Source organism: Paenibacillus sp. IHBB 3054, assembly GCF_051594305.1.
Taxonomy (GTDB): Bacteria; Bacillota; Bacilli; order Paenibacillales; family Paenibacillaceae; genus Paenibacillus_AQ.
The window spans coordinates 39,593-55,648 of sequence record NZ_JBOFBG010000027.1 but is presented as its reverse complement, the minus strand read 5'-3'; the positions used below and the strand labels follow the sequence as shown (position 1 = coordinate 55,648).

5 protein-coding genes are annotated in these 16,056 nt (G+C 55.9%); all 5 read left to right on the top strand.

Annotation, left to right across the window (positions count from 1 at the left end; genetic code table 11):
* Positions 1–16: 16 nt before the first annotated feature.
* The 5 genes from ACQ76X_RS24225 to ACQ76X_RS24205 are packed head-to-tail and all read left to right on the top strand — an operon-like array spanning position 17 to position 16,049.
* On the top strand, positions 17–1,339 hold the full coding sequence (locus ACQ76X_RS24225) for an ACP S-malonyltransferase (RefSeq protein ID WP_438496286.1): 1,323 nt from the start codon (positions 17–19) through the stop codon (positions 1,337–1,339).
* Positions 1,336–2,967: a non-ribosomal peptide synthetase gene (locus ACQ76X_RS24220; protein ID WP_438496285.1), complete on the top strand. Its 1,632-nt coding sequence runs from the start codon at positions 1,336–1,338 to the stop codon at positions 2,965–2,967. Before ACQ76X_RS24225 ends, ACQ76X_RS24220 begins: the two co-directional genes overlap by 4 nt.
* A gap of 16 nt (positions 2,968–2,983) precedes the next feature.
* On the top strand, positions 2,984–6,319 hold the full coding sequence (locus ACQ76X_RS24215; RefSeq protein WP_438496284.1) for a non-ribosomal peptide synthetase: 3,336 nt from the start codon (positions 2,984–2,986) through the stop codon (positions 6,317–6,319).
* Between the two features lie 5 nt (positions 6,320–6,324).
* Positions 6,325–9,474, top strand: a complete 3,150-nt coding sequence (locus ACQ76X_RS24210) for a type I polyketide synthase (RefSeq protein WP_438496283.1) — start codon at positions 6,325–6,327, stop codon at positions 9,472–9,474.
* A complete protein-coding gene (locus ACQ76X_RS24205; RefSeq protein WP_438496282.1) occupies positions 9,474–16,049 on the top strand; it encodes an amino acid adenylation domain-containing protein in 6,576 nt (2,191 codons plus the stop codon). Before ACQ76X_RS24210 ends, ACQ76X_RS24205 begins: the two co-directional genes overlap by 1 nt.
* Positions 16,050–16,056: the final 7 nt, after the last annotated feature.

Here is a 16,056-nt window from a genome sequence, read left to right as displayed (position 1 = left end):
GAAGGGTGAGGATCGGATGAACAATCGAGCAGACCTGGCTTTATTATTCCCTGGATCAGGGTCCCAATATAAAGGAATGATGCGGAGCCTCTATGAATCCTCGCCTATGGTGCAGGACACCTTGCATGAGGCAGATGACATTCTCGGTTTTGAATTATCCCGGATGATGATGGAGGGCAGCACGGTCAAGCTGAACCGGATTGGGCATATGCTGCCGGCCGTCTGTGCGGCGAGTGTTGCCCATTACCGCCTATACCGGGAGCAAGGCGGACCGCTTCCAGCCTACATGGCGGGACACAGTCTGGGCGAATATTCCGCACTGATTTGCAGCGGTGCCTTGTCCTTCAGGGACGGGCTGATGCTGGTCCGCTTCCGTGCCCGTCTGGCGGAAGAGGTTATGGAAGCCACGGGCGGTGCCATGAGTATTATGAAATCGGTTGATCCTGCGCAAGTCGCATTGCTGTGCCTGAAACTGCAAGCCGAGGGGCGGGAGGTCAGCATTGCCTGTCAGAACTCCCGCAGCCAGATCGCGGTTTCCGGTCAAGACGCTGCACTGGCGGAGCTGGAGCAGCGGGTAACAGAAGCGTCAGATTATGCACAGATCAGCCACTTGATCGGAAGCGCCCCTTATCATTGTGCTCTAATGCAGCCGAGAGCGGCTGAAATGACGGAGGAACTGCTCAAGTATAACTGGAGCCTTCCGGCATGTCAGCTTCTGTCCAATGTAACCGGACGGCCTTATACATCTATCCAGGAGATGCAGGGGCTGCTGGCGCAGCAGCTATACAAACCGGTGCTGTGGCAGAACTCCATCATGTATCTGCTGGAGAACGGTGTTCAGACATTCATTGAAATGGGTCCGCAAAACATCCTCAAAACACTGATGCCCGAAATTTCTGAGCAGACCCGTGTATATGCCCATGATGAAAAGGTGGACCGGATGACCATTAGAGATCACATAGCCGCTTCTTCAGCCACTCCTGTGCCCAGGCACAAGGCTGAGACAAGCCCGCCCGCCGCAGAGTTGCGGCTTAAAGCAATAAGCATGTGTCTAACCCATGCCATGACCACCCGCAATAACAACCAGGCTGATGTTCCGGTTATGCCGTCCTTGGAGCTGTATACGCAAGTCAAACGGATGAAGCATGAGCTTGATCAAGGGGAAATAGCACTTGGAGAAGAGCATGTTGCCCTGGCAATATCCATGCTGCAGGCTGTGTTTGAAGATAAGCGTACCCCGGACAGTGAACGGGAGCTTCGATGGCTGCAGATCAAGGAAAAGACCGGCGTGGAGCGGCAAGCAGAGATTACTGCCATTGCAAGGAGGGAACCGGAATGAGTCTGCCTACTGTAGAGAACGAATTGCTGCATACGTTGCGCGGCTTTAACGATACCGCTACGCCTTATTCACAGGACACCACCATTGTCCAGCAGTTTGAAGCACGCGCGGCGGAGCAACCACTCGCACCTGCTGTATACGTGAAGGAGGCAATCTACACTTACGGGGAATTGAACCGTGCGGCGAACCGGCTGGCTCATGCGCTGCGGTCAAGCGGTGCCGGAAACGGGGCGATTGTCGCCTTAATGCTTGAGCGTTCTTTTGACATGCTGGTTGCCATATACGGTGTATTCAAAGCCGGAGCCGCGTATTTGCCGCTGGATCTGGAGAGTCCGCCGATGAGGCTGCAGACCATGCTGTCTGACAGCGCCCCGGGCTGGGTCATTACGGAGGGAGGCGTTTCCCGTCCGTCTGTGCTGCCTGCAACAGCAGAATGGGTCCCGCTAGATAGTCTGGCAGACCGTGATCTGCCCGAGACGAATCTGCCGGACGGACCAGAGCCAGGTGACCTGGCTTATGTAATCTATACTTCCGGTTCCACCGGCAACCCCAAGGGTGTGCTTGTGGAACATGATGCCTTGACCAACCGGATCGAATGGATGCAAAAAACCTTCCCCATTACCCACAAAGATATCCTGTTCCAAAAAACAGTATATACATTTGATGTCTCGGTCTGGGAACTGGTCTGGTGGTCAACCACAGGCGCTGCGGTCTGTCTTCTGCAGCCGCGCAAAGAGAATGATCCGCGCATGTTCGTGAGACTGATCGAGAAAACAGGGATCACTGTCATTCATTTTGTTCCCTCCGTATTGCGTTTGTTCCTTGAATATATCGGCAGCGATTTTGCACTGGAACGCTTGCGCAGCCTGCGGTATGTCTTTTGCAGCGGAGAAGCGTTGACCGTCCCGCTGGTCAGTCAGTTCTACCATACCTTCCCGCCCGAACAAGGAGTTAAGTTGATCAATCTATATGGTCCAACGGAAGCGGCGATTGATGTCACCTATCATGTCTGTGAACGGGATTCTCTGGACCAGCCAGTTCCCATCGGACGCCCCATTGACAACATCCGCTTGTATATTCTGAGGGATGATTTGACTCATGCATCTATTGGAGAGACGGGACAGCTATATATCTCAGGAGTGGGGCTGGCACGCGGATATCTGAACCAGCCACAGCTAACGCTGGAGAGATTCGTGCCCAATCCCTATGAACCCGGACAGCGCATGTACCGTACAGGCGATCTCGCCTTATGGACTATGGAGGGGGAGGTTATGTACGCCGGACGGGAGGACGATCAGATCAAGCTGCGGGGACTCCGCATTGAGCTGGGTGAAGTGGAGAGCTGTTTGCTCCGTGCAGCCCAGGTAAAAGCCGCCGTTGCCGGGGTGCGCATAGGTGATGCCGGGGAACAATTCCTAACCGCTTTTGTGGTTGCAGCTGCGGGCGCGGAGCCCATTCCGGAACAGGACAAGCTGCGGGCGCTGCGCGCCGAGCTTGCTATGTATTTGCCTGCGTATGCGATTCCGACAGAGATCATCTGGATGGATGAAATCCCACTGAAACCAAACGGCAAGGCAGACCGGAACCTTCTGCTTGCCATCCACGGAGGTAAGGCCGCACAAAGCTAAGGGGGCGGAATGGAAGATGATAAACAATGAGCTGTATGACAGATTATTGCGCAACAAAGGCATTTCAGTTCCGGGGCACAAGCACACCGTGATTCCCCGTACAGGAGAGTCTGGTTCCTTCGGTTTGTCCCCCGCGCAGCGCGGGATCTGGTTCCTCCAGCAGCTGCATCCGGGCAGTGCCGCCTTCAATAACAGCGCGGTGCTGAAGATCGAAGGGAACCTCGACACGGACTGTATGCGGGCAGCACTGCGCTCCCTGCTGGAGCGCCACGAACTGCTGAACGTGAATTACAGACTGCACCAGGGCGAACCGTGCGCCTGTCCACACGCAGGAGACTTAGCTTTTGAAATATTGGAAGCGGAGGGCGGTGGCAAAGCCACTTCTTCCGAATGGCTGCATGCCGAAATCACACGTATTGCAGGCAGTCCGATAGACCTGGAGCATGATCCGCTAATTTCTTTTACACTGCTGCAGGTGAGTGAGCAGGAGCATATCTGGATCATCCGCATGCACCATATTGTAGCGGACGGCTGGTCCAAGGGGATTCTCCTTCGTGACTTCACACATCTGTATGAAGCAGAGTTGAACCGGACAGCTCCAGACTTGCAGCCGCTTACGATCCAGTACCGGGACTATGTACGGTGGCTTGAGAGCCGGAGCGAAGAGACGGCGTATGCACGGGATCTGGCATTCTGGCTGGATAAGCTGGAAGGTGCGCCTCCTATGCTGGACATACCCGCCGATTTTAAACGGCCAAGCTCCATGTCGGGCTTGGGAGGGATGGAGTCGTTTCGGATAGAGCCTGACGTGTATGAGCGCATTGGCAGCTTTTGCCGGAAGGAACGCTTGTCGGTGTTTCATTTCCTGCTGACCGTCTTAAAGACGCTGCTCTTCCGCTACTGTGCAGAAGAAGATTTGCTTGTCGGCACGCCGGTAGCCGGACGGACAAGAACCGAGCTGGAGCCGCTGATAGGGATGTTCGTGAATACTGTGGTAGTCCGTACGCAGCCGCGGGACGACCTGTCTTTTATAGACTATGCAAGGAGCGTTCAGGAAGAGGCTTTGCTGGCTTTTGACCATCAGGACCTGCCGTTCGATCTGCTTGTCCAGAGACTGAACCCGGACCGCGAGCGAAGCGTACAGCCCGTCTTTCAGACCATGTTTCAGCTCGATAATCTGGAGATACCTGTTATGGAAGCGCAAGGTCTCCGCTTGTCAGCCGTCCCGCTGGACATTGGGGTTGCCCAGAATGATCTGTCCGTATCCTGCTGGGAGGAGGACGGAGCACTGCGGGGGACTTTTGAATTCAGCTCCGATCTGTTCACAAGAGCAACGATGAGACGAATGATTGGGCATTTTATCCGGCTGGCGGTGGCAGCTCTGGACGATCCGCAGGAGACGCTTGGACGGCTTAATCTGCTGGAGGCCTCAGAAGAAAAGATGATTTTACGGACATGGAATGAAACAGAGCAGCCAATACCGGAACATGGATTTGTAAGGTGGATTGAGCGCAGAGCTGTCCAAACTCCAGAGAAATGCGCGGTGCTTGAGGGAGAACATGCACTTAGTTACCGCGGCCTGAACCAGTGGGCGAACCGTCTTGCGGCACAGCTTATGGACAAAAGCCTGCACGCGGAGACGCCGGTGATCGTCTGCCTTCCCTCCTCGGGACGTTTTGTGGCGGCTGCACTTGCCGTATCCAAAGCAGGAGGAGCAGTGGTGCCCGTTGATCCTGCGATGCCCCGGGAACGTATCCGGCAGATGGTGGAGGAGCTTGGCGACGTGTATGCACTTAGTGATGCCGTCCATTCCGAGTTGCTGTCGCTCCCGCCAGAACGAGTAATCTTGCTGGAGGAACAGATCCCAGTGTTCGGTGAGCAGGACGAGCGGGGACCGGACAATGGATTATCGCCGCAGGCGCTCGCTTTTATCATCTTTACTTCCGGCTCGACAGGGGTTCCTAAAGGAGTCCTTCTGGAGCGGCGCAGCATCGACAATCTGGTCCACTCCTTTCTTTCATCGTACCAGGCGACGGACTTGGATCGTCTGCTGCCCATTACATCGGTTGCTTCAGCCAGTTTCATCGGAGAATCGCTGCCGATTCTGGCTGCCGGAGGGACTCTCGTCTTGCCGGATACCGAAACAGTGCTGCACCCGGGCAAGCTGCGGGCCTACATGGAGCGGCATCACATTACGATCCTCAGCACCGTACCCTCCATGGTTCGGCGTTTGAATAGTGACGGCGGAACCTATTCCCTGCTTCGCCTCATTCTGAGTGGTGGAGAGACTCTGCTGCCCACACATGTGGACAGGCTGCGCGGAATGGACATTGCCAACGGGTATGGACTATCAGAATCCGGCGTGTGCAGTACGTATAAGTTACTGAAGCCCGACCAGGATGGGGGGCAAGCTGTTTCCACCTCACTGGGCAGACCGGTAGCCAATCAGCAAGTCTATGTGCTGGACTCTCATCTACGGCCGGTTCCGATTGGGGTGAAGGGACAAATCTGCATCTCTGGACACGGATTGGCCCGTGGATATTTGAATCGTCGTGACTTGACCGAAGCGGCATTTGTTCCCCATCCATTCCGCCAAGGCGAGCGGCTGCTTCTGACAGGGGATACCGGATATTTGCTTCCCGGCGGCGAGCTTGCCTTTATCGGCCGGAGCGACCGGCAGGTCCAAATCCGCGGGTACCGGATTGAACTAAGTGAAGTGGAGCGGCATTTGTGCACTTTCCCGGAAGTCGAAGAGGCGGCCGTGCACCCTCAGCCCGATTTTGAAGGCAACCTGCGGCTGATCGCGTACTATACGGTCCGCAGCCAAGCGAGCATTATCGGTCAGCAATTGGCGCATTGGCTGGAGTCGCGGATTCCTTCATATATGAAGCCCGCTGCTTATATTCAACTGGAGCGTATTCCCTACAATGCCAATGGCAAGCTGGAGGTTTCTGCCCTTCCGCAGCCTGGCGAGAGCCTTGCCCGTAACGGGGCCGCCTATGAACAGCCCCAGACCGCCACAGAGAAAACCATCGCAAAGGTCTGGGAGGAGATTCTTCAGCTCCGGCACTTTGGCGTGGAAGACAACTTTTTTGATCTGGGCGGACATTCGCTGCTGCTCGCCAAAGTGCATGACCGGCTCAGCCGGGAATTTCCCGTTCCGCTGACGCTGGTGGATTTGTTCAAATACCCGACGGTCCGTTCACTTGCCGGATATCTCAGCGAAGGCTCGCGCGATGCTCTGGGGACTGACATTTACGAGACGGCCGCGAAGCAAAAAAACGCATTTCTCCGTTACCGGAAAACAGCTTCTTCCGTAGCGGTTCGCAGCACCACAGAGAAGGAGGAATAGATGCTATGAGTCATCCTGAGTATCCTTATAACGGAAATGAAATTGCGGTCATCGGCATGGCGGGAAGGTTCCCTCAGTCCGAGAACCTGGAGGCCTTCTGGCGGAATCTGACCGAGGGAAAAGAGTGTATTTCCCATTACTCCAGCCGGGAACTGGAGGAGGCAGGCATTGACCCCGGAATACTGAGTCAGCCGAATTATGTCCGGGCCAAAGGGGAAATCGGCCAGCTCGATGAATTCGATGCCACTTTTTTCGGGATCAATCCCAAGGATGCGGAGCTTATGGACCCCCAGCATCGGATGATGCTCGAATGTGCTTGGGAAGCGCTGGAGCATGCCGGCTACCAATCCTCGGAATGCGGAGGCTCCGTGGGCGTTTTTGCCGGAAAAAGCATGAGCTCATATCTGTTCCTGAACCTCTATCCGCATATTCAAAAAATGCTGGCCACCGGCAATTTGCAGGCAGCCATCGGCAATGACAAGGATAGTATGGCTACAACGATCTCCTATCGCCTGAACCTCAAAGGCCCGTCTATGGCGGTGCAATCCTCGTCGTCCACCTCTCTGGTCTCGGTCTGCATGGCAGCACAGAGCCTGTTGACCTATCAATGTGACATGGCACTGGCTGGCGGCATCACGGTTGGCCCGCCTGAACGTGCAGGCTACCTGCATGAGCCTGGAGGAATTATGTCGGCGGATGGGCACTGCCGCGCTTTTGACGAGAACAGCAGCGGATTTGTTCCGGGCAACGGTTACGGTCTTGTCGTGCTGAAACGGCTGGATGAAGCGATCCGCGACAAGGATCATATCTGGTCTGTCATCAAGGGGTTTGCCGTCAACAATGACGGAGCGGATAAAATTAGCTATACCGCGCCAAGCGTAGGCGCACAATCCGAAGTCATCGCTTCGGCCCAGGCGCTGGCAGAGGTTCACCCGCAGACGATCGGTTACGTTGAAGCGCATGGCACCGGCACCCGAATGGGAGATCCCATTGAAATAGAGGCGTTGACCCAAGCGTTCCGCCTTGGCACGAATCAGCGCGGGTATTGCCCGATCGGTTCGGTCAAGACGAACATAGGGCATCTCGATTCTGCCGCCGGCATTGCCGGCTTTATCAAAGCGACGCTCATGCTGCACCACAAGCAAATTCCGCCGACGCTGAATTATGAGCGCCCTAATCCGGCGATTGACTTTGACGGGAGTCCTTTTTACGTAAATACAGGGCTTACGGATTGGCCCGAGCAAGCCTACCCGCGCCGCGCCGGAGTGAGCTCGCTCGGTATGGGCGGCACCAATGCCCACGTGGTCCTTGAAGAGGGTCCACGTATGTACAGCGCACCAGCCGCGCCGGGGTGGAATATCCTTCCGGTCTCAGCGAAATCCGAGACCTCCCTGGCTGGTAATCTGTCCCGACTGCAGCACTATTTGCGCGAAGAGACGCAGACTGAACTAGCGGATGTGGCATATACACTGTCGGTTGGCCGGCAGGCTTTTGGGATCAGGGCGGCTGTGGTCTGCTCCACGCAGGAAGAAGCTGTCCTGGCAATGGAAGCGGCCGACCCGCAAGCGGTATACCAGGGAGAAAGTCCTTCCAGGAACCGTCCTCTGGTGTTTATGTTCACGGGGCAAGGCTCGCAATATATGGGGATGGCGGCAGGCCTATATGCTGCTGAGCCGGTATTTCGCGAGTATTACGACCGCTGCGCAGTGCAGATCCAAAGCCTGACGGGGATGGATATCAAGCTATTGATGCAATCCGTTAAGAATCACCCGCAAACACTGAATGTGAACGAGACCGCGCTTACCCAGCCGCTGTTATTTGCTGTTGAGTACGCTATGACCCAGCTCCTGATCAGCCGGGGACTTCGTCCACAGGCCATGATCGGCCATAGTCTGGGAGAATACGCCGCAGCCGCAATCGCAGGTGTGTTCCGTCTCGAAGATGCCGTTATGCTGGTCTGCCGCAGGGCAGAGTGGATGTCACGGACCGAAAGAGGAGCGATGCTGGCAGTTGGGCTCAGCCGTGAGGCAGTAAACGGATATCTTCAAGAGAGAATTACGCTGGCAGCGGTCAACAGCCCAGGTCTATGCGTGTTGTCGGGAGAAGAGGCCGCCATTGCCGAACTGGAGCAGCGGCTGACGGAAGAAGGGGTTTTTAGTAAAAAACTATCCACCTCTCATGCCTTCCATTCGCCGCTGATGCAGCCGATGGTCGCCGCTTACCGTGAGTTGTTGATGCAGGTGGAATTAAAGGAACCCTCTGTTCCAATAATGTCCTGTCTTACCGGTACCTGGCTGAAGGCTGAGGAGGCTATCGATCCCGAGTACTGGACCCGGCATATTCTCGACCCGGTTGTCTTTATGGATGGACTTGGGGCCCTGCTGCGCGAAGGAAACCGGTTGTTTGTGGAATTAGGACCAGGCTCCACATTATGTGGTCTGGGGCGGCAGAACCCGGCAGCGGCTGAAGACAGTGTGTGGGTGCCCGCCTTGCGTTCTGTCCACGGACAGGACGAGGACACGCGGGTGTTGGCACAGGCTATAGCCAACCTATGGGTATGTGGTGCAGATCTGGACTGGGGACTTTATTTCGGAAATGAGACGCGCCGACGGGTTCCGCTGCCAACGTATGCATTCTCCCGGCAGAGCTACTGGGTATATCCCGAAGCTGCCCCGTCCGGCTCAAATGCCATGGTTGGCCCAGGGACTCAAACATCCGGAAAATCCGTACCGTTCAGTTCCATTCCCGAGCAACGTCAAACCGGATCACACCATGCCCGCCCCAAAGTAACGGCAGCGTACCGTGCGCCGGAGGGGAGCATTGAGCAGCAGCTTGTGGAGATTTTGGAACGGGAGCTTCATATTCAACCGGTGGGTGTGGATGATAACTTTTTCGAGCTGGGAGGTCATTCGCTGCTGGCCACCCAGGTGCTTGACCGGATTCGGCAAGCTTTGGGCGTACAACTGTCCATCGAGAACATCTTTCTGCACCCGACCGTAAGCGGAATGGCTCAAGTGCTGGAGAACACCTCCGGAGGGACCCGCAAGGAGCAATCCATTGCAAGTTTGTTCCAGGAAATGGCTGCTATGAGCAGTGGCGAAATCGCCAGCAGCCTTGCAGAGGACAAACTCAAACCGAGCGGAGGGAAGGGGTAATGGCCGAACAAGTAGCCTTATCCTCATTGTCGCCTGAGCAAAAACAATGGTTCCGGCTGCAAATGCGTGAACGGGGCATTCCTGTGCTGCAAATCCCCTTGGAAAAACAAACACGCGATGGCAATGGATTACCGTTGTCCTACAGCCAGGAGCGTTTATGGCTGATGGAACAGCTCGGCGGCACCGCCTCCAGTTATCATCTGCATCAGGCAATCCGAATTACCGGTGCTCTTAAGAAGGGGTATTTGGAAGCCAGCCTGCACCTGCTGGCGGCCGCGCACGAGAGCTTCCGGACCTCATTCACCGCCACAGAGGGGAGGCCGCAGCAGCACATCGCCGCTGACAGCGCCATTCCGCTGCTGCAGGTCAAGATCACAGGGGCATCAGAAGCGGAGCGGCTGCGCCAGGTCGAACAAGCGGCTCAGCCGCTGCTTACGCAGCCGTTTGATCTCGGCAAGCCGCCATTGCTACGCGCCGGATTGTACGAGCTGGCAGAGGATGACCACATGCTTGTGTTCGTCATTCATCATATTGTTGCCGATGGCTGGTCGCTTAGATTGCTTACAGAAGAATGGGTGCAGCTCTATAACGTATTATGCAAAGGTCAGAGCCCACCGCATAATCAGCGTGAATACGACTATGCCGATTATGCCTGCTGGCAGAGAGAATGGATGCAGGCAGAGATGCTGACGGAAGGTCTGCATTACTGGAAGGAGCAGCTGCAGGGCGCAGATCCTTTCTATACAATTCCTTCCCACCGCCCGCGCCCGAGCTTGCTGACCTCGGGCGGAGATAGCTGCACGCTGCGGATCGAAGCGGAAGAGCTTGAAGCGCTCAGAGTTCTCGCAAGGTCTGCAGGCGCCTCGCTCTTCATGACTGTACTGGCTGCCTTTAACGTGCTGCTGTACAGATATACCGGCAGGGGAGATGTTGTGGTCGGCACTCCGACGGCGGGAAGATGCCGGGAAGAAACCGAAGAGATGCTGGGCTGCTTCGTGAACAATGTGGTGTTAAGAACGGATATCCGCGAAGCAGGCAGCTTCACAGAGGTCCTGCAACTGACCATGCAGACAGTGCTTGGAGCTCTGAAAGCTCAGGAAATCCCGTTCGAGCATGTACTGGATGCATTGAATCCGCCCCGGGACATGGCATATTCGCCTTTATTCCAGCTCTTTTTTATCTTTCAGCAAGGCGGCTTGTCATTGGATCAACTGGACGGTGCTGTCTGCACGCCGCAGAAGTGGACTCAGCCATCTGCTAAATTCGATATCACACTGGAAGTTATCGAGCATCTCCACCATTTGGATGTAATGCTGGAATACAACACCGATCTCTATGACAAAAGAATAGCAGAAGGACTGCTCGCCAACTATGTCTGGATGCTTGGGCATTTGCCGGCGAAAGCGCAGCAGACGCTCCCGCAGCTTCCATTGATTTCTCCGTTTGAAGAAGCGGAGCTGCGAAGGGCAGGCATCGGCCCGGGTGTTGTTTACCCGGAGCGATCGACTCTGTATTCACTGGTGGAGCGGCAAGCCGCAACTAGTCCGTCGGCCGCGGCTATTGTATGCGGCCCTCGTTCCTATACTTATGCCGAATTATATGGGGCGGCAGAGCGGTTAGCAGCCTATTTGCAGTTCTCAGTCGGCGCAGGGCCGGGCCACCGCGTTGGCATCTGTGCCCGTCCTTCGTTCGAGCTGGCGGCAGGCATCCTGGGCATTCTGATCAGCGGCAGCGCTTATGTTCCGCTCGACCCGGCCTTTCCAGAGCAGCGGCTGCAATACATCGCGGGCCACGCCGAACTGGACTGCATTCTGGTAGATCATCCTGCGGAAGCCGAGCGGTTCGGCAACCATCGCTGCTGCGACATCAGCCCAGGCAGCCCGTGTTGGCAGACTAATCGTGCTCTATCTGACTCCAAGGCATCTGAAAAACCGCATCACGCTTATATGATTTATACCTCCGGGAGTACAGGCCAGCCCAAAGGGGTAGCCGTGACTCACCGGAATGCGGTCCATTTCCTATATGCCATGCAGGATCTGCTGCATGTGACATCCGAGGATTCGCTGTTGTCTGTGACGACATGCTCGTTTGATATTTTCTTGCTCGAACTGTTTTTGCCATTATCCGCAGGGGCAACGGTGATCTTCCCACAGGAGGGAAGCAGCAGCGATCCAGGACTGCTTATGGAGAATATGAATCGTTATAAGCCGACCTTTATGCAGGCAACACCGGTATTGTGGCGGCTGCTGCTGGCAGAGGGCTGGAAGGGTTCAGAGCACATGACTGTACTCTGCGGTGGTGAGGAACTGAAGCCGGAGCTTGCTGCACAATTGTTGCACCGGGGTAAAGCGGTATGGAATCTGTACGGTCCCACCGAAACGGCGGTATGGTCTCTGGCCCACAAGCTTACGCCGGATGACCTCCTGCACAAAGTCCCGATTGGCAGACCGATCGGACGTACAACCTGCTTGGTCCTGGATGAAGCGCTGGCTCTTGTGCCATTCGGAGCCGAAGGCACACTGCACATCGGAGGTGACGGCGTAACGGACGGCTATCACCGTCAGCCGGAGCTGACCGCGCAGAAGTTCATCATGAACCCGCTGGACAAGGCGGGAGGGCGGCTATTCAATACGGGGGACCGGGTCCGGCTGCTGCCTGGAGGAGAAATGGTCTATCTCGGCCGTAAGGACCAGCAGTTCAAGCTGCGGGGCTTCCGCATCGAGCCTTCTGAGATTGAACAGCAGTTGAACCTTCAGCCAGAGATTGCGGCAAGCGCCGTGGTCGCTTGCGACGACGGACAGGGAGAACACCTGCTGGCTGCGTATTGGGTGCCGTCCCCTTCAGCCTCTGGCAAGGAGGCCATTCCTGACGAAGCAGACTGGAAGGAAACACTCCGCGAGGTGCTTCCCAGTTATATGATCCCGGCACGTTTTGTTAAGCTTGCTGAGCTGCCTTTGACACCAAACCGCAAGGTAGACCGGCAATTCCTTGCACGGCTGCCACTGGACAAGGCGTTGTTAACCCGCAGTTACACAGCGCCGCGAAGCACAACTGAGATCCGGCTCGCCGAGGTATGGGGGGAGGTGCTGAACCTGACCAGCGTCGGAATACACGATCATTTTTTTGATTTGGGCGGTAATTCTTTGTTGGCTGTCAAGCTGCTGACTGAAATCCGCTCCAGGATGCAGGTGGAGCTGACGCTCCGCCAACTGCTTATCGCCTCCACCATTGCCAACATGGCAACTGAACTGGATGCGGCTGTGGTGACACCTTTGTCAGAGACGGGAAGCTCAGCCAGAGTGGACTTACCCGAATTTACAGTGTCACCGCAAGAAGCCTTTGAACCTTTTCCTTTGACCGAAGTACAGATGGCCTATTGGAGCGGAAGACGGACAGGCAATGCCGCCACTCATGTCTATCAGGAGATGGAGTTTGCGGGTCTTGATATTGAACGTTTCGAACAGTGCTTCCAGACGCTTGTAAAGCGGCATCCTATGCTGCGGGCAATGGTCATGCCGGACGGCATGCAGCAGATTCTGGAAGAGGTCCCGCCTTACCCGGTGAGAATGGCAGACGCAAGCGGCTGCTCCGAAGCGGAGCGCGTCTCACGGCTGGACGACATTCGTCAAGTGATGTCGCAGACCATTCATACCGGCAGCTGGCCGATGTTCGCCATTGAAGCGACCCGGCTGCCCGAAGGACTGACCCGGCTGCATATTAGCTTTGACCTTATGATCGCCGATGCGCTGAGTTTTCGGATTATTCTGGAGGAACTGGCTGCGCTGTATGCCGGAACGGCCCAATTGCCACCACTGGAAGCAACTTTCCGTGATTATGTGCTGTCCTTGCTGTCCGTAACCTCTGCAGACCGTTATAGAATGGCGCAGACCTATTGGCAAGAGCGACTTCCCCGCCTACCGGCCGGTCCGCAGTTGCCTGTTGCGGTTTCTCAAGGCTTGAAGCGGCAGGAATTCAAGCGCTGGAAGGCCGTTCTGCCGGCCAGTCTCTGGTCAAAACTGTCGGCGGCGGCACGCAGACGGGGGTTAACTTCCTCCGCATTGCTGCTCGCCTGTTATGCGGAAGTGCTTGCGCTGTATGCAAAGCAGCCGCATTTCTTGTTGAATCTAACGCTGTTTAACCGTCTCCCGCTGCATCCGCAAATGGAACATTTGGTTGGCGATTTCACAACCATCAGTCTGCTGGAGGTCGATTACCGTGACCCTCTTCCTTTTGGCAGCAGGGCTGAACAGCTCCAGGAGCGTCTGTGGACCGATCTCGATCACCGCCTTTACAGTGGCATCCGTGTGACAGAACAGCTTATGGCCCACAGCATTCTGAGTGAACCAGTTCCGGTGGTGTTCACAAGCCTGCTGGACTTGTCTGACAGGGAGAGGACGACAGCCGGATTTGATCAGATCTTCCAGCGGAGGAATGAATCTGAGACGGAAGCACGCAGTCTGTCGGAGACACCTCAGGTATGGCTGGATCACCAGGTAGCTGAACGGGACGGCGAGCTTCACTACAATTGGGACGCGGCCCTGAGCAAGTTCCCGCCGGGAGTGCTGGATGAGATGTTTGCCATCTATGGAAGCTTGCTGCGCCGTTTGGCAGAAGAAAAAGAGGCCTGGGAGCAGGCCCTGCCGCTGGCCGATTCGGGTTCAGCCGGATTCGCACACCGCCTGAGACTGGCGGAAATTGACGCACGGCACCAACACAAACAGGAGACGCAGGACATTGCCCTGCATCATGGCTTTCAGCGGATGGCCCGTACTCAGCCCAATGCTCCGGCTCTGCTTGTGGGCGGATATACGTTCTCTTACGGAGAGTTGAACCACAAAGCCAATGCTATAGCGCATCAGTTGGTGGCGTATGGCATACAGCCGGAGACATTGGTTGCCGTAGTGATGGAAAAAGGCTGGGAGCAGGTGGCGGCGGTCCTAGGGATCTTAAAGGCCGGAGCTGCCTACCTGCCGGTAGATGCAGGTCTGCCTGCCTACCGCATTGGAGAGCTGCTGGAGCTCGGACAGGTTCAAGTGGTACTGGTCCAGTCCTCTGTCCCTGTAGATGATTGGGCCACTACCGGTATTAAGACCATAGAGGTCAACGAAAATACTGGAAACGAAGAGACGCCGGAATATGGAGGCAATACGGACGGAATAGGCGAGCAACTGGCCTACGTTTTATTCACTTCCGGCAGTACAGGAACGCCTAAAGGGGTGATGATCAGCCATATAGCCGCGGTTAATACGTTGACCGACATTAACCGCAGCCATGGGCTGAACCCGCAGGATGTCGTGCTTGGCCTTTCTTCGCTAAGCTTCGATTTGTCCGTATTCGACATCTTCGGCTGCTTAGCGGCAGGAGGCACACTTGTGCTGCCAGAGCCGCAGCGGCTGCGCGATCCAGCACACTGGCTGGAGCTAATGCAGAAGCACCGGGTTACGGTCTGGAACAGCGTTCCCGCCTTCATGAACATGCTATTGATGTATGCCGCATCTGAAGTACGGCTGGATTCCCTCAGACTGTGCCTGCTGAGCGGAGACTGGATTCCTTCTACTCTTCCGGGAGCTATTCGCTGCCTGAGTGCTCAGGCCGAGGTTATTGCGCTTGGCGGGGCAACCGAAGCAGCGATCTGGTCGATTCAGTTCCCGGTTCACACTGTCGATCCGGCTTGGACCAACATTCCCTATGGTCTATCCATGTCCGGCCAGCGTGTATATGTGCTGAATGCACGGATGGAAGAATGTCCAGTATCGGTGCCGGGAGAGTTATATATTGGCGGTCTGGGCGTTGCCAGCGGCTACTGGCGGGATGAGATCCGCTCTGCTGAACGCTTTGTCATCTCGCCTATCACCGGAGAACGCCTCTACCGGACGGGGGATTGGGGCCGCTATGGATTAGACGGGGTCATTGAATTCCTTGGACGCGACGACCTCCAGGTCAAAATCAGCGGCTACCGCATTGAGTTAAGTGAAATCGAAAGCAACCTGAAGACCTGTCCCGGCGTTCAAGAGGCTACTGTGCTTGCTGAAGGGGAGGAGGACGCGAGACGTCTGCGCGCTTATGTGGTTCTCGGTTCGGAACGGCAACCCTTGCCGGACTCGGCTGCACTGCGTTCCCATCTGCGCTCCCGGCTTCCAGGCTACATGGTTCCTTACAGTATAAGCATTCTCGAAGAATTCCCTTTGACTCCCAACGGCAAAACTGACCGCAAAGCACTCCTGGCCATTCTGCCTGAGACGATTGAACTCGCAGCGGGACCGACGCAATCCGTACTGGAAGAAGGTATTATCTCCATTTGGAAGGAGCTGCTGAACCGTCCGCATATCGGCAGGGATGAGCATTTTTTCGACCTTGGCGGCAATTCGCTCAAGCTGGTTCAAATGCAATTGAAGCTGCAGGGGATGCTGAACCGCGAGATTCCTATCATCGAGCTGTTCAGACATACCTCCGTCGCTGCGATGGTTGAATTTTTCGGAAGTGCTTCAGTGGACAAGTCCCCTACAGGTATGGAGCAAAAAGCGGTGGACCGCGCAGACAGACGGTTTCAAGCAAGACAGACGCGCCGCAGATGATTTTGAA